Genomic DNA, 19,090 nt, shown 5'->3' on the forward strand with positions numbered 1-19,090 from the left:
TGCCGCGAACCGCCGTCATGGATCAACCGCGGCGACGTCCCGTACCCGGGACCACACGTCGAGGGAGGCATCCGGGTGGGTGTTCGGGAGGCAGCTGCGGGCGGCGCGGGCAACCCGGCGGCGGCGCGGCGCGCCGCCGCGGGGGCGGCGCGGGCGCTGAGGTCGCGGTGGCGGACGGCGAGCCTGGCGGCGGGGTGGCCGTTCCCGGCGGAGTGGCCGCTGGCCGAGGTGGACGCGGTGTGCGCGGCGGTGCTCGCCGCCGCCGACCACGACGAGGCGCTCTACCGGCTGGGCGGCGCGCGGGCCGAGGCGGGCACGGGGTTGGCGGAGACGCTGCTGGACCTCGCCGCGCTGCAGGCGGTGCTGGCCGAGCCGCCGGGCTCGACCGGGATCGTCTCGCCCGACGTCGACGCGGTCCCGGCGCGGGCGCTGCGGGTGACCGCGCTGGGCTGGGGCGACGTGGTGGGCAGGCAGGCGGTGGACTGCGCCGCGGACAACCCGCTCACCGGCCTGGCGACCGCGGCCTACCTGCGGACCCGGCTGGGCGAGGTGTACGCCGAGGCGCGGGCCGCCGGGCGGCAGGAGCACGTGCTGGTCCTGGCGGCGCTGGACCTGGAGCGGACCTCCGGCTGGTCGCGGGTGGTCGCGATGACGCTGCTGGCGGACGCGCTGCGCGAGGTCTTCGACTCGGGGCAGACGCTGGCGTCGGTGGGCCCGTCGGTGGCCGCGGTGCTGCTCAAGCGGGACGACCGGCTGCCGCGGTTGCTGCGCGACCTGCGCGCGCTGACCGCCGACCGGCTCGCCGTCGACCCGCACGTGGCGCCGACCGGCCCGGTGCGCGTCCGGGTGCGGGAACTGCCGGCCACCTGCTCGGAAGCCGTCGGGCTGATCGCCGATCCCGGGCGCTGACCCCCTGTCCGGCGCCCTGCCGGTCGATCGCCCCTTCCCCACGAGACCCGCGACGCGCCCCTGGCGTCGCGGGTCTCGTGCTGCCCGCGGGTGCGCCACGGGGACGCGCGGCCTGTCGGCGGCGGTCGCGTCGTGGTCGTACCGGTGGGCGTGGGTCGGGCGTGGCGCGTCGGCCGGGACGTGCCGGCCGACGCGCTTCCGGCTACGCCTTGCTGATGATCCAGCGCTGGTCGCGCCGCACGTCTTCGCACCCCGTGAGGATCAGTTCCTTGAACTCGCCGTTGTGGGTGACACAACGGTTGCTGCCCTCCAACCTGAACTGCCAGTTGTGGTAGCCGTCGTGGGGTTCGCCCTTCCACTTCTGGTTGTCGAACTCACCGCAGGGACGGCCGGCGAGCTTGCCGTCGATCGCGGTCACGCACCACCCGTACTCCACGCTCTTGATGGTGCCGTCGTCGGAGATGTACCACTTCTGGTTCGCACCTTCGTGGGACTCGTGGGCGACGACCGGGAAATTGGGGTCCCAGGCCCAGTTGGACTGGTCCCACACGTCGCTTGACCGGGTGAGGCTTTCGATCTTCCACTGCTGCTGGGCGACGAGCGGGTCGGCGTTGACGGCCGGTGCGGCGAGCAACGCCGAGCCGGCCACGGCGACGGCGGCGAGAATCCGTCCGAACTTCATCCGTTTTCCTTCCGGTGCGGGTGTTCACGTGCACCGTCGAGTAGAAGCACCGGGCGGGAAAGGTGCGCGCCGGGGACAACCAAGGTGGCCATTGATGACCCGGCCAGGTCGAAGTTGGCGCCGCGCCCGTCACGGAACCGGGAAGTGGCGGCGCCCCGTCCACCGGGCGTGGCGCGGTCCGGGCGACGAGGTCGCCCGCGACGGGCAGGTGGGGTGCACGGCGCGTGCGGGCGGGGCCGCGGCTTGACAACCCCCGGACGCGCCGGCAGTTTGTTCCAGTGTCTTAGTTGAGTAGAACACTTGGAGGCGGCGGTGGAGTTCCGCATCGACCGGTCCAGCGGCCTCCCCGCGTACCTCCAACTCGTGCGGCAGGTCCGGGAGGCGCTGCGGCTGGGGTGGCTGGCGCCGGGGGACCGGCTGCCGACCGTGCGCGACGTGGTCGCGGGCAGCGGCGTCAACGCCAACACCGTGCTCAAGGCTTACCGGGAGCTGGAGCTGTCCGGCCTGGTCGAGGCGCGCCAGGGCTCGGGCACGTTCGTGAAGGCCGGGCTCGGCTCGGTCGACCCGGAGGTGATGGCCGCGCTGCGGGCCCGGCTCGCCGTGTGGGTGCGGGAGGCGCGGGAGGCGGGGCTGGACGAGGAGGACGTCGAGGCGCTGGTGCGGTCCGTGCTGTCGGCGGACGGGAGCGGGGAGCCCGGCGGGGGCACGGCCGCGGGGGCGGCCGGCGGGGGCGCGGCCGGTGGGACCGGCGGGGGCACGGCCACCGGTGGGACCGGCAGGGGCAGGGCCGGCAGTGGGACCGGCGAGGACAGGGCCGCGGGCGCGGCCGGTGGGAGCACAGCCGTCGGCGGGGCCGGCGGGGAGACGACCGAGGGAGAAGGGGTGGCGGTCTGATGGCCACTACCGTCGTGGAGCCCGTGGGCACGGCTGCCGCCGCGGTGCGCGCGCAGGGCCTGGGCAAGCGGTACCGCGCGAAGTGGGCGCTGCGGGAGTGCACGTTCGACCTGCCCGCCGGGCGGGTCGCCGCGCTGGTCGGCGCGAACGGCGCGGGCAAGACCACGCTGATGAGCGTGCTCGCGGGCCTGCTCGACGCCGACGAGGGCTCGGCCGCCGCCGTCGGCCGGGTCGCGTTCGTGTCCCAGGACAAGCCGGTCTACCGGAACTTCACCGCCGAGGACGTGCTGCGCCTGGGCGCCCACCTCAACGTGGTGTGGGACCGGGCGCGGGCGGTGCGCTGGCTGGAGCGGTTCGAGGTCCCGCTCGACCGGGCGTGCGGCAAGCTGTCCGGCGGCCAGCAGGCGCAGGTGGCCTTCGCGCTGGCGATCGGGTCCCGGCCGGCCGTGCTGATGCTGGACGAGCCGCTGGCCAACCTGGACCCGCTGGCCCGCCGCGAGGTCACCGCCGAGCTGCTCGGCGAGGTCGCGGAGACCGGCATGACCGTGCTGCTGTCCACGCACGTCGTGGCGGAGCTGGGCGGCGTGGCGGACTACCTGCTGCTGCTCGCGCACGGCCGGCTGCTGGCGGGCGGCGACCTGGACGACCTGCTGGCCCGGCACGTGACCTACGTCGGCCCGGCCGCGGAGGCGCCGCCGGTGGTCGGCGAGGTCGTGGAGGCGCGGCACCGGGGCGGCCAGTCGACGTTCCTGGTCGAGCTGCCCGAGGGGCGGGACCGGCCGGTGGTCGCGGGCCCGTGGACCGAGCGGCCCGTGACGTTGGAGGACTACGTGCTCGCCCAGCTGGCGGCAACCCGGAAGGGACTCGGCGCATGACCGTCACCTCGACCCCGGCGCGGCAGCGGACCAGGGTCGGCTGGGGCGACCTGGCCTGGCTGACCTGGCGCCAGCACCGCTGGCAGCTCGTGGCACTGGCCGGGGCGGTCGCCCTGGTGGCGCTGCTCTGCCTGGTGGTGACGTGGGTCGTCAACGCGACCGGCAACCCCCACCACGACATCCCGGTCCTCGGCGACTTCACCGGGGCGATCAGGATGGCCACGATCGCCGCCACCGGGTTCGGCGGCCTCGTAGCGGTGTTCTGGGCCGCCCCGCTGCTGTCGCGGGAGTACGAGCAGAAGACCACCGTCGTGGTGTGGACGCAGGACATCACCCCGGTCCGCTGGCTGGCGGGCAAGGTCGTGCTGCTCGGCGTGCCGGCGGTCGGCCTGGCGGCGGCGCTCGGGTCGGCGCTGGTGACCGCGCAGCACGCGCTCAACTCGGTCTCCGGGGACTACCCGGTGTTCCCCCCGTTCCGCGACGAGCCGTTCGAGTCGGTGCCGCTGGTGCAGGTCGGGTACGCGGCGTTCGGCTTCGCGCTCGGCTTGGTGACCAGCGCGATCACCCGGCGGACCGTGCTCTCGATGGGCCTCGCGCTCGGGGCGTTCATCGCGGCGCGGGTCGCGGTGGCGAAGCTCTGGCGGCCGTACTACCAAACGCCGCTGCGCGAGGTCCAGCCGTACAGCGCGTCCTACACGCTCGGGCCCCAGGACCTGCACATGTACGTCATGTCGGGCTACCTGGACGCCGCGGGCAACGAGATCGAGTTCCCCCGCGCTTGCCTGGAGGCTCCGACCGCCGGTGTCCAGTCCATCGACTCCCGGGGCGATTTCGAGCAGTGCCTGCGGGACAACGGTGTGGTCGACAAGTTCATCGACTACCAGCCCGTCGAGCGCGTGGCGGCGTTCCAGCTGATCGAGTTCGGGGTGTTCGCGCTGCTGGCGGCCGGGCTGCTCGCACTGGCCTTCACGTGGCTGCGCCGGACGCGCCGGACGTGACCGGACCGGGGGTCGCCGCCGCGGCGGCCGGCCCTGGCCGAGGGGGGTCCCGCGCGCTTCGGGGGCGTGCGGGGCCTCCCTGTTTTACCAGGTAGGATCCGCTCCCCGTGGACTCCCGAACTCGTCTCCCGGTCGTCGGCATGATCGGCGGCGGCCAACTCGCCCGCATGACGCACCAGGCGGCCATCCCGCTCGGCCAGTCGCTGCGCGTGCTCGCCGAGTCGGGCTCCGACCCCGCCGCCCTCGTCGCGCGGGACGTCGAGCTGGGCAAGCACACCGACCTGGACGCGCTGCGGGCCTTCGCCAAGGGTTGCGACGTGCTGACGTTCGACCACGAGCACGTGCCGCAGGAGCACCTGAAGGCCCTGGTCGCCGACGGCGCGAAGGTCCACCCCGGGCCCGCGGCGCTGGAGCACGCGCAGGACAAGCTGGTCATGCGGGTGAAGCTGGCCGCCCTGGGCCTGCCGGTGCCGCCGTTCGCCGAGGTGCTCGGGGTGGCGGACGCGCTGCGGTTCGGCGGGGAGCACGGGTGGCCGTGCGTGCTCAAGGCCGTGCGCGGCGGGTACGACGGCCGGGGCGTGTGGATGCTGAACACGCCGGAGAGCGCGCAGCGCGTGGTGCCCGAGCTGCTGGCCGCCGGCACGCCGCTGATGGTCGAGCAGTGCGTGCCGATGCGGCGGGAGCTGGCCGCGCTGGTGGCCCGGTCGCCGTTCGGCCAGGGCGCCGCGTGGCCGGTGGTGCAGACCGTGCAGCGGGAGGGCATCTGCGTCGAGGTCCTCGCGCCCGCGCCGGGCACCGACGGCCGGGAGGCGCAGGAGCTGGCGCTGCGGGTCGCCGCCGAGCTGGGCGTCGTGGGGCTGCTGGCCGTCGAGCTGTTCGAGACCGACGCCGGGCTCGTGGTCAACGAGCTGGCGATGCGCCCGCACAACTCCGGCCACTGGACCATCGAGGGCGCGCGGACGTCGCAGTTCGAGCAGCACCTGCGGGCCGTGCTGGACTACCCGCTCGGCGCGACCGACCTGGCCGCGCCCGCCGTCGTGATGGCCAACGTCCTCGGCGCCGCGGACCCGCCCGCGATGGGGCCGGACGAGCGGCTGCACCACCTGTTCGCCCGGTTCCCCGACGCGCACGTGCACCTGTACGGCAAGGCGGAGCGGCCGGGGCGCAAGATCGGCCACGTGACGGTGCTCGGGGAGCGGCTGGAGCAGGTGCGGGAGCGGGCGCGGCTCGCGGCGCACTGGCTGTCCGACGGCGTGTGGCTCGACGGCTACGACATCCACGGAGGGCAGCAGTGACGTCAGTCGGCGTGATCATGGGCAGCGACTCGGACTGGCCGGTGATGCGGGCCGCCACCGAGGCGCTGGCCGAGTTCGACGTGCCGTTCGAGGTCAGCGTGGTGTCCGCGCACCGGACGCCGCAGCGGATGCTCGACTACGCGGCGTCGGCGGCCGGGCGCGGGCTGCGGGTGGTCATCGCCGGCGCGGGCGGCGCGGCGCACCTGCCGGGGATGGTGGCGTCGGCGACCGTGCTGCCGGTGATCGGCGTGCCGGTGCCGCTGAAGCACCTGGACGGGCTGGACTCGCTGCTGTCGATCGTGCAGATGCCGGCGGGCGTGCCGGTGGCGACGGTCTCGGTGGGCGGCGCGCGCAACGCGGGCCTGCTGGCGGTCCGCGTCCTGGCCGCGGCGGACCCGGAGCTGCAGGAGCGGATGGCGGCGTTCCAGGCGTCGTTGGAGCAGCTGGTGCTGGCGAAGGACGAGGCGCTGCGGGCGTCGCTCTAGTCGGTTCGGGCTGTTGTCCACGGCACAGCGGTGAAAGCGGTGAACGCGCGCTAACATCTCGGTAGCAGGCCCTACCGGGAGGTAACTTAACGTGGACCCGAGTTTCGGCACCTACCAGCTCGCGGAGGAGCACGAGGCGCTGCGCGAGGCCGTCCGGTCGCTCGCCGACAAGGAGATCGCGCCGCACGCGGCCGAGGTCGACGAGCAGGAGCGCTTCCCGGTCGAAGCGCTCGCCGCGCTGGCCAAGTCCGGTTTCGCGGCGGTGCACGTGCCCGAGGCGTACGACGGCCAGGGCGCCGACTCGGTGGCCACGTGCATCGTGATCGAGGAGGTGGCGCGGGCCTGCGCGTCCTCCTCGCTGATCCCGGCGGTCAACAAGCTGGGCACCATGCCGATCCTGCTGGCCGGGTCCGAGGAGCTCAAGCGGCTGGTGCTGCCGTCGGTCGCGGCGGGCGAGGCGATGGCGTCCTACGGGCTGTCCGAGCGCGAGGCGGGCTCGGACACCGCGTCGATGCGCACGCGGGCGCGCCTGGACGGCGACCACTGGGTGCTCAACGGCACGAAGACCTGGATCACCAACGCCGGCGAGTCCACCTGGTACACCGTGATGGCGGTCTCCGACCCGGACGCGCCGAAGAGGTCCCAGGGCATCTCGGCGTTCGTGGTGCACAAGGACGACCCGGGCTTCACGGTGGGCACCAAGGAGCGCAAGCTCGGCATCAAGGGCTCGCCGACGCGGGAGATCCACTTCGAGAACTGCACGATCCCGGCGGACCGCGTCATCGGCGAACCGGGCACCGGCCTGAAGACGGCCCTGCGCACCCTGGACCACACCCGCCCGACCATCGGGGCGCAGGCGGTGGGCATCGCGCAGGGCGCCCTGGAAGCCGCCGTCGCCTACGTCAAGGACCGCAAGCAGTTCGGCAAGGCCGTCGCCGAGTTCCAGGGCGTCCAGTTCATGCTGGCGGACATGGCGATGAAGATCGAGGCGGCCCGGCACATGGTGTACGTGGCGGCGGCGAAGGCGGAGCGGGGTGAGCCGAACATCGGGTTCATCACGGCGGCGGCGAAGTGCTTCGCCTCGGACGTGGCGATGGAGGTGACCACGGACGCCGTGCAGCTGTTCGGCGGCGCCGGCTACACCCGCGACTTCCCGGTGGAGCGCATGATGCGGGACGCCAAGATCACCCAGATCTACGAGGGCACCAACCAGATCCAGCGCGTGGTCATGTCCCGCGCCCTGCTCAACGGCTGAACGACCCCGGTCCCGGCCCGGCGGCGCCCGCTCACCCCGATCGGGCGCTTCCGGGCCGGGCTCGTGCGCGCGGCTCGTGGGTGCGCGCCCGTGGTCGGGCGAAGCCTTCGCCCGGTCGCGGTGGACGGGCCGGCAGTCGTGGCGCAGGTCGGGTACGCCGCCGTCGGAAGCCTCGGGGTGCGGTCGGGTCCGGTTACTGCGCCGACACCGCGGCCAGGTACTCCGCCAACCGGTCGTAGCTGGTGTCCGCACCGTCGGTCATCCCGGTCCGCATGGCGCGGTCGCGGGCGGCGGTCGACGGGTACTTCATCGTCTGGACGACGGTGGTCCGGGGGCCGTCCTCGGTGAAGGTGGTCGTGTTCACGGTTTCCGCCCAGTCCTCGCCCCACGACTCGGTCTGCACGGTGCGCGAGTGGGGCGTCACCTCCAGGTAGGCGCCCGTCATGCTCATCCCGGCGCCGTCCGCCCGCCGCCAGACCATGTGCCACCGGCCGCCGGGGCGCAGGTCCACCTCGCAGACCGGCATCGTCCAGCCCTCGGGGCCGAGCATCCAGTGCACGATGTGCTCCGGCTTGGTGAACGCGTCGAAGACCAGCCGCCGCGGCGCGTCGAACGTCCGCGTGACCGCGACCTCCGCGTCCGACGGGGTGCTCCACCGGGAAGCGGTGTCAGCGCTCATCTTCCTGCTCCTTCATCCGTTCCAGGTAGGCGTCGAGGCGGCGGTGGCTGTCGTCCCAGAACCGGCGGAAGCCGTCGGTCCACTCGGCGACCTCGCGCAGCGGCGCCGCGTCGAGGGCGCACGGGCGCCACTGGGCGTCCCGGCCGCGCACGACGAGACCGGCCCGCTCCAGCACGCGCAGGTGCTTGGACACGGCCGGGCCGCTCATCGCGAACGGTGCGGAGAGCTCCTTCACCGTGGCCGACCCCTCGGCCAGGCGGGCGAGGATGGCGCGCCGGGTCGGGTCGGCCAGGGCGGCGAAGGTGGTGCTCAGCGGGTCGTCTGCCATTGGTGCCTAACCACTTGGTTATCTAACTGATCGGTTTTCTACGCCCCTGTCGAGATGCTGTCAACCCCGTGCGCGCCCCCGAAAGTTGTTGAATGCTCATATAACGTCGGCCGCGTCCCGGTCATCGGATGAAAGGATCTTCGACATGGTTCGCGACGTCGCGGCACTCATCGGACGGATCGGCGTCGGCGTGGTGTTCCTCGCGCACGGCTGGCAGAAGGTGACCGAGTGGGGACTCGACGGCACCGCTCGCGCCTTCGAGGGCATGGGCGTGCCGCTGCCCACCGCCTCGGCGTGGTTCGCCGCCATCGTCGAGCTCGTCGGCGGCGCGCTGCTGATCGCGGGCGCGGCGCTGCCGGTCGTCGGCGTCCTGCTCGCCCTGGACATGCTCGGCGCGCTGATCATCGTGCACCTGCCCAACGGTTTGCTCGGGCAGGGCGGTTACGAGCTCGTGCTCGTCCTCGGCGTCGCGGCGATCGCGCTGGGCTTCAACGGCGGCTCGCTCACCGTCGACCGGCTGATCCGGCGCAGGCGGCCCGCCGCGGTCTGAGGCGGGCTCAGCCGACCAGGTCGAGCGTGGTGTGCTCACCGGCGCGGCGAGCGGGGAGCAGGTCCGGATCGGCGTTGCTGCACTGCACCAACGACCCGCCGCCCGCCAGCACGGCCAGGAAGCCGTTGAGCAGGCCGTCCGGCTGCGCCCACTCCAGCGTCGACAGCACGCGGGCGCCGGCGCCGATGCCCAGCACCGCGGCCCGGTGCCGCGCCTCGGCGACCACTTCGTCCACAGTGGACCTGCCGAGGGCGGGCGTCGAGCCCGGCACCGGCGACCACGGCATGAACTCGTCGCCGTGCACCCGCACCTCGTCCACGTAGTCGACGGGGGCGCCGCAGCCCAGCCCCATGGGGTGCAGGGAGACCGTCGCGACCGTCCCGGCGCCCGCGGCGGCACCGCCGGGCGGCACGAACGCCACCTTGGCGCCCGCCGGGTCGTCGGTCACCGCCGCGCCGCACCACCACGCGCCGAGCAGCACCCCGGCGGTCTGCCAGTGCGCGGGCAGCAGCACGGCCACCGGGTCGCCCGGCTCGACGTCCAGCTCGTCGCGCAGCCAGTTGGCCGTCTTCGCCGCCCAGTTGCCGATCGTCGCCCGGGACAGCTCCACCCTGGTGCCGGCCGCGTCGTCGTAGTGGGTGATCAGCGGGTTGCCGGGACCGGCGGCGAACAGGGGCGTCAACAGGACTTCCGTGACGGTCATGCCGGTTACCCTGCCATCCCCCGGCGGCCCGGCCCCGCCGGGGTCGGCCCCGGTCGGTCGGTCCCGGTCGGCCGGTGGCGCTAGTTCACGCAGGGCGGGCCCTGCGCCGCGAGCTGCCGCCGCGGCCCGTCCAGCGACACGACCCGGTCGCCGCCGAACCCGTGCGCGGAGCTGGTCGGGGCGGGCGCGGGCGTCTTCTCGCCCAGCACCTGCGCCACGAACGCCTTGACCTGCGCCGGGTCCACGGTCACCACGCTCTGCCCGCGCTCGTTGAGCGCCCCCACCCCGGTCACCGGGATGGTCGTGAACTCCACGCTGCCGCCCGCCAGGTTCCGCGCCTGCGCGGCCAGCGTCGACAGGTCGAACTTCTCGTCCACCACCACGGACTTCGACATCGCGTCGAGCAGCCCGGTCAGCTTCGCCTGGTCGGTGAACGTCCCGGCGGACAGCAGCTGCGCGACGGCGGCCTTCAGGAACACCTGCTGCCGCGTGATCCGGCCCAGGTCGCCGCCGGGGATGTTCTTGCGCTGCCGCACGAACGCCAGCGCGTCGCCGCCGGACACGGTCTGCACGCCCGCCCGGAAGTCCGCGCCCGAGTCCGGGTCGCTGGTGGCCTGGTTCAGGCACACCTCGACGCCGCCGATCACCTGCGTCAGCAGGTAGAACCCGTACAGGTTGACCTCGGCGTAGTGGTCGACCCGGACCCCGGTCAGGTCCTGCACGACCTGCACCAGCGCCCGCCGCCCGGCCTGGTCGCCGAGCCTGGACCGCTCCTCCAGGCCCTGCACGCCCTCGGCGGCCAGCCGCTCCATCGTGTAGTACCGGGTGAGCCCGTACGCCGAGTTGATCTTCTCCTCGCCGTGGTCCGGGATGGTCACGGACACGTCGCGCGGGATGGACACCGCGTGCGCCGCGCCGCCGTTGCGGGGCACGCGCAGGACGATGATCGTGTCGGTGTTCACCGTGTCGGTCGCCTCGGTGCGCAGCTCGCGCAGCACGCGGTCGGGCAGCTGCCTGCCCTGCGCGTCGGTGCGGCTGTCGCTGCCCACCAGCAGGATGTCCAGCGCCCCGTCCTCGGCGGGCGGCGCGTTGGGGATGTCGGACAGCTCGGCCAGCACGTCCGTGGTGTTGACGCTCTGCTCCACCCGCTTGAGCGTGCTCCAGCCGTACCAGGACGCCACGAGCACGGCCGCGGACAACAGCGCGACGAGCGCGCGCCCGGTGATCACCGCGGCCTTCACGGCGGTCCTCCTCGTCTGGCAGCGGGCTGCCCGGTCGGGCCGACCGCCCCCGCCGTTCGAGCACCGGCGGGCGGCTGTCGCTTCAGTTGACGCAGACCACGCCGTCGGCCGTGATCGGCGGCGGCGCGGCGCTGGTCGGCACGACCGCGTTCGGGACGCCGTCCGCCGAAGCCGGGTCGGACTCGTCGGTGGGGGAGTAGTCCGCACCCACGAAGACCCGCACCTCGCCCCCGGGCACGGAGTCGTCCTCGACGGCCGCGGCGTTACCGCCGAGTGCGGAGATCACCCGGTCGGCGGCGGCCCGCTCGCCGGGCGCGTGCCGGACGACCGTGCTGTCCAAGGGGTTTCCGGGGATGGCCTCGCCGCGGCGGAAACCCTTGTCCACCAAGGTTTCCAGCACCGTGCCGGCCTGCCCCACCCGGCCCGAGGAGTTGATCACCCGCACGGTGATGTCCGCCGGCGGCGGCCCGGTCGGTGTGGTGGAGGGCACGGTCGAGCCGGTCGACGGGGCCGGGTCGGCGGCGAGGCCCTTGATGAACCGGCGCACCTCGGCCGGGTCGACCGGCAGCACGTTGCCGTCGCTCCACGTGTCGGTCGGGTCGCCCACCGGGATGGTGCGGAACTGGATGTTGCCCGACACCAGGCCCTGCATCTGCTCGGCGAACTCGGTGATGTTCCAGCGCTCGCTGAGCACCACGGACTTCTTCACCGCCGTCACGAGCTGGTCCAGCTTGGCGAAGTCGGTCAGCGTGCCGGTGGAGAGCACCTTGCGGGCCAGCGCGCCGATGAACACCTGCTGGCGCACGATCCGGTCCAGGTCGCCGCCGGGCAGGTTGTTGCGCTGCCGCACGAACGACAGCGCCGCCGCGCCCTCGACGGTCTGCCGGCCGGCCTGGAAGTCCGCGCCCGAGTCGGAGTCGCGCGTGGCGGTGTTCAGGCACACCTCGACGCCGCCGATGGCCTTGGTCACCTCGTAGAACGAGGCGAGGTTGACCTCGGCGTACCGGTCGACGGTGACCGCGCCGCCGGTCAGGCCCTCGATCGTCTTGATCAGCGTGCGGCGGCCGGCCTGGGTCGCCTCGCGCTCGATGCGCGCCTCGTCGGTGACGCCCTCCTCGCGCAGCCGCTGGGCGGTGTCGTTCTTCTGCCGGGCCATCGCCGAGTTCAGCTTGTGCTTGCCGAACCCGTCGGCGATGTCGACGTGCGCGTCGCGCGGGAACGAGATGGCGACCGCCCGCGTGCCGTCCTGGGGGACGTGCACCAGGATCATCGTGTCGGTGTTCAGCGTGCCGTCCGCCACACCGCCGTTGAGCAGCGCCAGCACCTCCGGGGAGAGCGGCTTGCCCTGCGCGTCGGTGCGGCTGTCGACGCCCACCAGCAGGATGTCGATGGCGCCGTCGAGCGGTTTGCGGGCCGCGCCCTGCTCGGCGACCGAGGACGGGATGACGTCGGTGGTGACGATCCCCTCGTCCAGCGTGCGCAGGTAGCTCCAGCCGTACCAGGAGACCAGGAGCACGGCGGCCGACGCGAGGGCCAGCAGTGAGCGCCCGGTGACGACTGCGGTGCGGAGAGCAGCCGAACGCGCGGCCGATCTGGGCGGACGGGTGTCCACTGGTGCTGCCTCCCCCGGGTACTGCGGCTGCCACGTCAAGGTTAGTGCGTGCCGGCGTTCCGGCCTGCCTTTTTCCCTTGATACGGGAGACGCTGTAACGACACGGTGGGTTGCACGGGTTAACACCGTGACAGACTCGGGGCGGACGACCGCTGTGGAAGGGCATTGACCATGCGCGTGCTGGTGACGGGTGGGGCCGGGTTCATCGGCTCGCACTACGTGCGGGAATTGGTGGGCGGCGCCTACCCGGCCTACGCCGACGCGGAGGTCGTGGTGCTGGACAAGCTGACCTACGCGGGCAACGAGGCGAACCTCGCGCCGGTGGCCGACGACCCGCGGCTGACGTTCGTGCGCGGCGACATCTGCGACCGCGCGCTGGTCGCGGAGCTGATGGGCCGAACGGACGCGGTCGTGCACTTCGCGGCGGAGTCCCACGTGGACCGGTCGATCTCCGGGGCCGCCGATTTCGTCCTCACCAACGTGCTGGGCACCCAGACGCTGCTCCAAGCGGCCCTGGAGGCGAACGTGGCGAAGTTCGTCCACGTGTCCACCGACGAGGTCTACGGGAGCATCGCGGAGGGTTCCTGGACCGAGGAGCACGCGCTGGAGCCCAATTCCCCCTACTCCGCCTCGAAGGCTTCCTCCGACCTGCTGACGCGGGCGTTCCACCGCACGCACGGGCTGCCGGTGTGCATCACGCGGTGTTCGAACAACTACGGGCCGTACCAATTCCCGGAAAAGGTCATCCCGCTGTTCGTGACCAACCTCATGGCCGGCGGGAGCGTCCCGCTCTACGGCGACGGGCTCAACGTCCGCGACTGGCTGCACGTGGACGACCACTGCCGCGGCATCCAGCTGGTGCTGGAGGGCGGGCGCGCCGGCGAGGTCTACAACATCGGCGGCGGCACCGAGCTGACCAACCGCGAGCTGACCGAGCGACTCCTGGCGGCCACCGGGCGCGACTGGTCGGCGGTGGAGCCGGTGCCCGACCGCAAGGGCCACGACCGCCGCTACTCGGTGGACATCACCAAGATCACCGCGGAGCTGGGCTACGCGCCGCGGGTGGACTTCGCCGCCGGCCTGGCCGCCACCGTCGAGTGGTACCGGGACAACCGGGCGTGGTGGGAGCCGCTGAAGCAGCGCACGGCGTCGGCGGTCTGACGTGATCGCACTGCTGGTGCCGGGCGGTCGCGGGCAGCTCGGGCACGACCTGGTGGCGGCGGCCCCGGCCGGCGCCCTGGTGCACGCGCCGTCGTCCGCCGAGCTGGACCTGACCGACGCGTCGGCGGTGTCCGACGCGGTGGCCTCGTTCGCGTCCGCGGCGCGGGACGGCGGGGCGCGGCCGGTCGTGGTGAACGCCGCCGCGTACACGGCGGTCGACGCGGCGGAGACCGACGAGGACCGCGCGTTCGCCGTCAACGCCGCGGGTCCGGGCCTGCTGGCGGCCTCGTGCCGCGAGCACGGCGTGCCGCTGGTCCACGTGTCGACCGACTACGTCTTCCCCGGCGACGCGACCCGGCCCTACGAGCCGGACGACGAGACGGGGCCGCGCTCGGCCTACGGGCGCACGAAGCTGGCGGGGGAGCGGCGGGTGCTCCGGGAGTGGGAGCGGTCCTGGGTCGTCCGCACCGCCTGGGTCTACGGCGCGGGCGGGCCGAACTTCGTGAAGACGATCGCCCGGTTGGCGGGCGAGCGGGACGTGCTGTCCGTCGTGGACGACCAGCGCGGGTCGCCGACGTGGGCGCTGGACCTGGCGACGGGCCTGGTGGAGCTGGCCGGCCTGGTGGCGCGCGGCGGCCCGGCGGCCCGCGTGCTGCACGCGACCGGCGGCGGCGAGACCACGTGGTGCGGGTTCGCGCGGGCGGTGTTCGCCGAGCTGGGCGCGGACCCGGAGCGGGTGCGGCCGTGCGGCACCGCGGACTTCCCGCGCCCGGCGCCGCGCCCGGCGTACTCGGTGCTGTCCGGCGCGGCGTGGGCGGCGGCGGGGCTGACCCCGCTGCGGCCGTGGCGGGAGGCGCTCGGCGCCGCGTTCGCGGCCCGCGCGGTGCCCTGAACCCGTTGCGGCGCAGGGGAACGGGCGGCCCGGGTTCAGGCGGGCCGCCACCCCACGCCGGTCGGCCGCCTGCCGGTGGCCAGGAAGTCCTTGAGCGCCGAGGCCAGCGCCTCGACCGGCACGCCCGAGCCGGCCGGGAAGTCGACGTACTCCGAGCGGTACCCGGGGGAACCCGGCTCGCCGCGCAGGGTCGAGTAGTCGTGGTCCGGGTCGGCGTAGGTCAGGTAGCCGTAGCCGCCGTGCACGGCCGCCGCCACGTCGTGGTCGGGGATCCTCGTCCGCCCCGGTTCGCCGAGCAGGCCCTCCACGTCGTCCATCAGCGGGCGGTCCCGGTGCTCGACGACCGCCGGGCCCGCGCCGGGCTCGGCGAGGCGGCGCAGCAGGGCGTCCACGTCCTGCGGGCTGTCGACGGTCATCTCGTCGGCGGCCTCGGTGTCGTCCGGATCGCTGATCGGCCACACGGCGGTGAAGCTCATGGCCGGCATCATCGCAGCGAACGCGGGGAGTGACCACCCGGGACGGGCGTTGGGCCGTTGGGGTGGAGCCGGGCCGCCGCACTGGTCCCGCGCGCGGCCGGTGCGGGAACCTTTCCCCCATGTCCGAGCCCGGGCGACTTCCCGACGCCGCCGCGCAGCGCGCCGACGGCGAGCGCCAGCGGTTCCTGCGCCGCGTCTGCGCGGTGACGGGGTCCAAGCAGGTCTCGTGGACCACCCTCAGCGGCGGCGCGGCCGAGCGCCCGGTGCGGACCTCGTAGCACCCGGTGCGGACCTCGTAGCGCCCCGCCGGGCCGACCGTCAGCGCTCCCGCCGCCCGGCGGGCGGTGCGGCGCCTCGGGGCCGGGAGGTCCGGGGCCCGCGGGCCGCTCGGGCTCAGCGCCGGGTGCGGGCGTCGGCGGCCAGTCGGTAGGCTTCCAGGGTCTTCTCCGCCGTGCGCCGCCAGGTGAACTCCGCCGCGTGCGCCCGCCGGGCCGCCTGCTCCGCCGGGTCCGGCGGCGTGTCCACCGCGTCGGCCAGCGCTTGCCCCAGCGCCTCGGCGTCGCCGACCGGCACGTGCGCGGCGTGGCCGCCGGCCACCTCCCGCAGCGCCGGCACGTCCGTGCACACCACTGGGACGTTGCAGGCCAGCGCTTCCAGCACCGGCAGGCCGAAGCCCTCGTCGCGGGACGGCAGCACCAGCGCCGCCGCGCCGGCCACGACGCTGCGCAGGTCCACGTCGCTCAGGTACCCGGTGCGCAGCACGCGGCCGTCCGCGCCGGCCCGCCCCGGGCCGGCCAGCACCAGCGGCGGCAGCGCCGGGTCGGCCGCGTGCGCCGCCAGCAGGGTCGGCAGCCCCTTGCGCGGGCCGTCGGCCCCCACGAACAGCAGGTACTCGCCGGGCAGGCCCAGGCGGGCGCGCAGGCCGGGCGACGGCGGGCGGGCGGCGAACCACGCCGGGTCGACGCCCAGCGGCGTCACGATGACCCGGTCCGGGTCGACCTCGAAGCGCTCCACGACGACGCCCGCCACCGCGTGGGTCGGGGTGCAGACGACGTCGGCGCGCCGCGCGGACCGGCGGACCAGCTCGGGCAGCCGCCGGTCGGAGGGCGGCAGGTCCTGCGGCGAGTCCAGGAACGCGAGGTCGTGGACGGTGGCCACGCCGCCGGCCCGCACGGCGGGCGGCAGGACGAAGTTGGTGCCGTGCATGACGTCCGTGGGGCCGGCCAGCAGCTCCACCGGCGGGAACGGGCCGCGCAGCCAGAACCGGCGCAGCAGCCGCGCCGGCACCGGCAGGCCGCGCGCCACCACCTCGTGCGGCAGCACGGTGCGCAGCGCGCGCCACCCGCGCAGCGTGAACGCCACCGCGCGCACCTCGACCTCCGCCGGCATCGACGCCAGCTCCTCGGCCAGCGCCGAGGTGTAGCGGCCGATCCCGGTGCGGTGGCCCAGCAGGGGCGTGCCGTCGATCAGCACCCGCAGCGGCTCAGCCATCGCCGCGCAGCTTCTTCAGGACGCGGCCGGTGGCGCGCTTGGCGACCTCGGCGGCCCCGCCCTGGTCGAGGTACTCGCGGACCAGCCGGAGGTCCCGCTGGAGCTTCTCGCGGCGGCCCAGCGGGCGGTTGCGCACCATCGGCGCGACGCCGGGCAGGCGGTCGGTCGCGGGCCGGGGGTTGCGGCAGAAGTCGACCAGCGGCGCGAGCGCCGCCTCCCACGTGAAGCGCTCCCGCACGGCCGCGATCCGCTCGGTGCAGGCCGCCGCGAAGTCCGCGTCGTACAACACCTTCGCCAGCGCGGCGGCCAGGGCGCCCGGGTCCTCGGAGGGCACCACCACGCCCAGGCCCTCGCGGGAGACCAGGTCGGCGAACGAGTCGCCGTCGGTCGTCACGATCGGCAGGCCCGCCCACAGGTAGTCCAGGACCCGGGTCCGGAACGCGAACGTCGTCTCCACGTGCTCGTAGTGCGTGGTGACGCCGCAGTCCGCGTCCAGCAGCCAGTTCTGCCGGTCGTGGTAGGGCACCCACGTCTCGTTGAAGAACACGTGCGACCCGACCAGCCCGAGGCGCCGGGCCAGCGCCCGCGTCCGGCCGGCGATGTCCATGTCCGGCACCTCGGGGTTGGGGTGCTTCATGCCCAGGAACACCAGGCGCGCGTCGGGGTGCTCGCCGCGCAGGCGGTCGACGGCGTGGATCAGGGTCAGCGGGTCGAACCAGCTGTAGACGCCGCCCGCCCAGAGCACGACCTTGTCCTCGGCGGCCAGGCCCAGCGCGTCGCGCAGGCCGGGCCCGGTGCGCTGCGGCGGTTTGCCGGACAGCCCGAACGGCGCCACCGCGAGCAGCGACTTGACCGTGGGGTCGGTGTCGTACAGCGCGGGCGTGAGGCGGCCCATGGCCGCCAGGTGGCCCAGCCAGAAGTGCCGCTGGCGCTCCGACGCGCACAGGAAGAAGTCGCCGCGCCGCAACTGGTTGTCCAGCACCCGGGTGACGCCGACGAGGTCCTTGGCGCGCTGCTCGTCGGTGTTGTCGCGGCCCTGCTCCAGCAGTTCCAGGTGCATCGGGTCGTAGACGTCGCAGACCACGATCTTGGTCGACCCCCGCGCCTTCAGCTGCGGCAGGAACTCCAGGGCGTGCCCCTGAAGCACGACCACCTCCGCCCACGCCAGGTGCGGGTCGGCGTCGCGCGGCCGGATGCCCCGCACGTCGAACGGCGCGTCGGGCGGCTGGCACAGCGGGTTGAAGGTCACCAGGCGGACGTCGTGCTCGCCGGAGAGGGTGTCGGCCATGTTCCACGCGCGGATCGCGGGGCCGGCCATCTTCTCGGAGATGGCGTCGCCGGTCACGACCAGCACGCGGCGGGGCCGCCCGTACAGCCGGTCGAGGCCGAAGGCGTCCACCAGCACGTCGTGCGCGGCCAGGTAGCGCTCCAGCGGGTACGCGGGCTCCAGCGCCTTGCGCATCAGCGGGACCAGGTCCGCGTCGGTCACCCGGCGGGCGGCCTGCTCGACCGCGCGCGACTCGGCGAGCGCCGGCAGCAGCTCCACGAACTGGTCGATCGCCAGGAACCCGGCCAGGGCCGACCGCGGCACGGGCACGGGCGCGGCGTCGTCGGCGGGGTCGGCCGGCCGGCGGGTGATCTCCAGCTGGGTCGGGTCGATCCCGCCGCGGGCGGTCGCGCGGCGCACGGCCAGGGCCAGCGCGGCGGGCAGCGCCCTGGCCAGGGTCTCGTCGGAGGCGTTCTTGTACAGCGCGGCGAGGGCGTTGCGCTCCAACAGGAACAGCTCGCGACTGCTGTCCACTGCGGACATCGAGGCGTGGTGCTTGTGGTAGGTCAGCGAGGTGGGCTCGTAGCGGACCCGCCAGCCGCGCAGGTTGAGCCGCCAGCCGAGGTCCACGTCCTCGTAGAACATGAAGAAGCGCTCGTCGAACCCGCCCAGCTCGCGGAACAGCTCCGCCCGCACCAGCAGCGCCGAGCCGGTGCCGAACAGGACGTCGCGGGGCGCGTCGTGCGAGCCGTCGTCGGGCTGCCCGGCGTGCCGCTTGTAGCCCATGCCGAACCACGTCAGGCCGCCGTCGACGAAGTCGACGACGCGGCCCTCCCAGTCCAGCACCTTGCTCGCCACCGCGCCGACCGCCGGCTCGGCGCGCAGCACGCCGACCGCCGCGCGCACCCAGTCCGGGTGGGGCCGGGCGTCGTTGTTCAGGAACGCCAGCACCGAGCCGGTGGCGTGCTCGACCCCCAGGTTGCAGCCGCCGGCGAAGCCGAGGTTGTCCGGCGCGTCGACCACCAGGGCCCGCGGGACGGCGGCCCGGATGCGGTCCGCGCTGCCGTCGCCCGAGGCGTTGTCCACGCAGACGACCTGCAGCTTGTCCGCCGGGTAGGACAGGTCGGCGAACAGGGCGCGCAGGCAGGTGATGGTGTCGTCGGCCCCGCGGTAGTTCACCACGACCACCGACACGTCGGGCAGGCTCGCTCGCTCCACGCGCTAAGCCTGCCTCATGCCCGTCCGGCGGGTCCCACTCAGGTGCCCGACGGCTCCCCGCCGCCCGGACCGGTGGGCG

19 protein-coding genes and 1 pseudogene are annotated in these 19,090 nt (G+C 74.3%); 11 read left to right on the top strand and 9 right to left on the bottom strand.

All coding sequences use genetic code 11. The features are described 5' to 3' along the window. Window positions 1–75: 75 nt before the first annotated feature. Window positions 76–909, top strand: a complete 834-nt coding sequence (locus JOE68_RS18885; protein WP_307819742.1) for a GGDEF domain-containing protein — start codon at window positions 76–78, stop codon at window positions 907–909. A gap of 202 nt (window positions 910–1,111) precedes the next feature. Here the strand turns inward: JOE68_RS18885 and JOE68_RS18890 are convergent, their stop codons facing one another. Further along, on the bottom strand, window positions 1,112–1,591 hold the full coding sequence (locus tag JOE68_RS18890) for a ricin-type beta-trefoil lectin domain protein (RefSeq protein ID WP_204843629.1): 480 nt from the start codon (window positions 1,589–1,591) through the stop codon (window positions 1,112–1,114). 312 nt (window positions 1,592–1,903) lie between these two features. On the opposite strand from JOE68_RS18890, the pseudogene JOE68_RS18895 reads away from it, so the two are divergent. The 6 genes and pseudogenes from JOE68_RS18895 to JOE68_RS18920 form a co-directional block, all read left to right on the top strand. Further along, window positions 1,904–2,275, top strand: a pseudogene (locus tag JOE68_RS18895) (GntR family transcriptional regulator); the annotation flags it as partial. Window positions 2,276–2,484: 209 nt separating this feature from the next. Beyond that, window positions 2,485–3,360 (top strand): ATP-binding cassette domain-containing protein, encoded by an 876-nt coding sequence (locus tag JOE68_RS18900; protein WP_204843630.1) that lies wholly within the window; start codon window positions 2,485–2,487, stop codon window positions 3,358–3,360. Continuing rightward, the gene (locus JOE68_RS18905; RefSeq protein WP_204843631.1) at window positions 3,357–4,358 is read left to right on the top strand and encodes an ABC-2 membrane transporter-related protein; all 1,002 of its coding nucleotides are present in this window, start codon (window positions 3,357–3,359) and stop codon (window positions 4,356–4,358) included. Before JOE68_RS18900 ends, JOE68_RS18905 begins: the two co-directional genes overlap by 4 nt. A 107-nt stretch (window positions 4,359–4,465) precedes the next feature. Continuing rightward, window positions 4,466–5,653 (top strand): 5-(carboxyamino)imidazole ribonucleotide synthase, encoded by a 1,188-nt coding sequence (locus tag JOE68_RS18910; RefSeq protein ID WP_204843632.1) that lies wholly within the window; start codon window positions 4,466–4,468, stop codon window positions 5,651–5,653. Next, window positions 5,650–6,138 (top strand): 5-(carboxyamino)imidazole ribonucleotide mutase, encoded by a 489-nt coding sequence (gene purE / locus JOE68_RS18915; protein ID WP_307819743.1) that lies wholly within the window; start codon window positions 5,650–5,652, stop codon window positions 6,136–6,138. The genes JOE68_RS18910 and purE overlap by 4 nt, the downstream gene beginning before the upstream one ends. Window positions 6,139–6,229: 91 nt before the next feature. Then, on the top strand, window positions 6,230–7,393 hold the full coding sequence (locus tag JOE68_RS18920; RefSeq protein ID WP_204843633.1) for an acyl-CoA dehydrogenase: 1,164 nt from the start codon (window positions 6,230–6,232) through the stop codon (window positions 7,391–7,393). A 193-nt stretch (window positions 7,394–7,586) separates the two neighbouring features. On the opposite strand, the gene JOE68_RS18925 is transcribed toward JOE68_RS18920, so the two are convergent. Together JOE68_RS18925 and JOE68_RS18930 are read right to left on the bottom strand one after the other, a co-directional pair. Further along, entirely contained in the window at window positions 7,587–8,072 is a 486-nt protein-coding gene (locus JOE68_RS18925) for an SRPBCC family protein (RefSeq protein WP_204843634.1), read from the bottom strand. Next, the gene (locus tag JOE68_RS18930) at window positions 8,062–8,400 is read right to left on the bottom strand and encodes an ArsR/SmtB family transcription factor (RefSeq protein WP_204843635.1); all 339 of its coding nucleotides are present in this window, start codon (window positions 8,398–8,400) and stop codon (window positions 8,062–8,064) included. Before JOE68_RS18930 ends, JOE68_RS18925 begins: the two co-directional genes overlap by 11 nt. 136 nt (window positions 8,401–8,536) lie before the next feature. Here JOE68_RS18930 and JOE68_RS18935 point away from each other — a divergent pair, with 136 nt between their 5' ends. Further along, window positions 8,537–8,950, top strand: a complete 414-nt coding sequence (locus tag JOE68_RS18935) for a DoxX family protein (RefSeq protein WP_204846176.1) — start codon at window positions 8,537–8,539, stop codon at window positions 8,948–8,950. Window positions 8,951–8,957: 7 nt separating this feature from the next. Here the strand turns inward: JOE68_RS18935 and JOE68_RS18940 are convergent, their stop codons facing one another. The 3 genes from JOE68_RS18940 to JOE68_RS18950 form a co-directional block, all read right to left on the bottom strand. Continuing rightward, window positions 8,958–9,653, bottom strand: coding sequence for a TIGR03089 family protein (locus JOE68_RS18940; RefSeq protein ID WP_204843636.1), 696 nt, complete (start codon window positions 9,651–9,653; stop codon window positions 8,958–8,960). Between the two features lie 80 nt (window positions 9,654–9,733). Continuing rightward, on the bottom strand, window positions 9,734–10,894 hold the full coding sequence (locus JOE68_RS18945; RefSeq protein WP_204843637.1) for an LCP family protein: 1,161 nt from the start codon (window positions 10,892–10,894) through the stop codon (window positions 9,734–9,736). A gap of 82 nt (window positions 10,895–10,976) precedes the next feature. Continuing rightward, window positions 10,977–12,506: an LCP family protein gene (locus JOE68_RS18950; protein ID WP_204843638.1), complete on the bottom strand. Its 1,530-nt coding sequence runs from the start codon at window positions 12,504–12,506 to the stop codon at window positions 10,977–10,979. Between the two features lie 171 nt (window positions 12,507–12,677). On the opposite strand from JOE68_RS18950, the gene rfbB reads away from it, so the two are divergent. Continuing rightward, the gene (gene rfbB, locus JOE68_RS18955; RefSeq protein WP_204843639.1) at window positions 12,678–13,667 is read left to right on the top strand and encodes a dTDP-glucose 4,6-dehydratase; all 990 of its coding nucleotides are present in this window, start codon (window positions 12,678–12,680) and stop codon (window positions 13,665–13,667) included. A 1-nt stretch (window position 13,668) separates the two neighbouring features. Then, window positions 13,669–14,559 (top strand): dTDP-4-dehydrorhamnose reductase, encoded by an 891-nt coding sequence (gene rfbD, locus JOE68_RS18960; RefSeq protein ID WP_204843640.1) that lies wholly within the window; start codon window positions 13,669–13,671, stop codon window positions 14,557–14,559. 35 nt (window positions 14,560–14,594) lie between these two features. Here rfbD and JOE68_RS18965 read toward each other — a convergent pair whose 3' ends face one another. Then, complete coding sequence (locus JOE68_RS18965; RefSeq protein ID WP_204843641.1) at window positions 14,595–15,035, bottom strand: Imm1 family immunity protein; 441 nt, start codon at window positions 15,033–15,035, stop codon at window positions 14,595–14,597. 119 nt (window positions 15,036–15,154) lie between these two features. Between JOE68_RS18965 and JOE68_RS18970 the strand changes: the two genes are divergently transcribed. After that, the gene (locus JOE68_RS18970) at window positions 15,155–15,313 is read left to right on the top strand and encodes a hypothetical protein (RefSeq protein ID WP_204843642.1); all 159 of its coding nucleotides are present in this window, start codon (window positions 15,155–15,157) and stop codon (window positions 15,311–15,313) included. A gap of 115 nt (window positions 15,314–15,428) precedes the next feature. Here JOE68_RS18970 and JOE68_RS18975 read toward each other — a convergent pair whose 3' ends face one another. Then, on the bottom strand, window positions 15,429–16,526 hold the full coding sequence (locus tag JOE68_RS18975; protein ID WP_204843643.1) for a glycosyltransferase family 4 protein: 1,098 nt from the start codon (window positions 16,524–16,526) through the stop codon (window positions 15,429–15,431). After that, complete coding sequence (locus JOE68_RS18980) at window positions 16,519–19,011, bottom strand: glycosyltransferase (protein ID WP_204843644.1); 2,493 nt, start codon at window positions 19,009–19,011, stop codon at window positions 16,519–16,521. The genes JOE68_RS18975 and JOE68_RS18980 overlap by 8 nt, the downstream gene beginning before the upstream one ends. Between the last annotated feature and the right edge of the window lie 79 nt (window positions 19,012–19,090).

It is taken from the genome of Saccharothrix algeriensis (assembly GCF_016907655.1).
GTDB classification, from domain to species: Bacteria; Actinomycetota; Actinomycetes; order Mycobacteriales; family Pseudonocardiaceae; genus Actinosynnema; species Actinosynnema algeriense.

Coding starts and splice junctions, on each gene's coding strand:
- JOE68_RS18925 (WP_204843634.1), bottom strand. CDS start 8,072: ATGAGCGCTGACACCGCTTCCCGGTGGAGCACCCCGTCGGACGCGGAG.
- JOE68_RS18975 (WP_204843643.1), bottom strand. CDS start 16,526: ATGGCTGAGCCGCTGCGGGTGCTGATCGACGGCACGCCCCTGCTGGGC.
- JOE68_RS18905 (WP_204843631.1), top strand. CDS start 3,357: ATGACCGTCACCTCGACCCCGGCGCGGCAGCGGACCAGGGTCGGCTGG.
- rfbB (WP_204843639.1), top strand. CDS start 12,678: ATGCGCGTGCTGGTGACGGGTGGGGCCGGGTTCATCGGCTCGCACTAC.
- JOE68_RS18900 (WP_204843630.1), top strand. CDS start 2,485: ATGGCCACTACCGTCGTGGAGCCCGTGGGCACGGCTGCCGCCGCGGTG.
- JOE68_RS18890 (WP_204843629.1), bottom strand. CDS start 1,591: ATGAAGTTCGGACGGATTCTCGCCGCCGTCGCCGTGGCCGGCTCGGCG.
- JOE68_RS18970 (WP_204843642.1), top strand. CDS start 15,155: ATGTCCGAGCCCGGGCGACTTCCCGACGCCGCCGCGCAGCGCGCCGAC.
- JOE68_RS18940 (WP_204843636.1), bottom strand. CDS start 9,653: ATGACCGTCACGGAAGTCCTGTTGACGCCCCTGTTCGCCGCCGGTCCC.
- JOE68_RS18965 (WP_204843641.1), bottom strand. CDS start 15,035: ATGAGCTTCACCGCCGTGTGGCCGATCAGCGATCCGGACGACACCGAG.
- JOE68_RS18930 (WP_204843635.1), bottom strand. CDS start 8,400: ATGGCAGACGACCCGCTGAGCACCACCTTCGCCGCCCTGGCCGACCCG.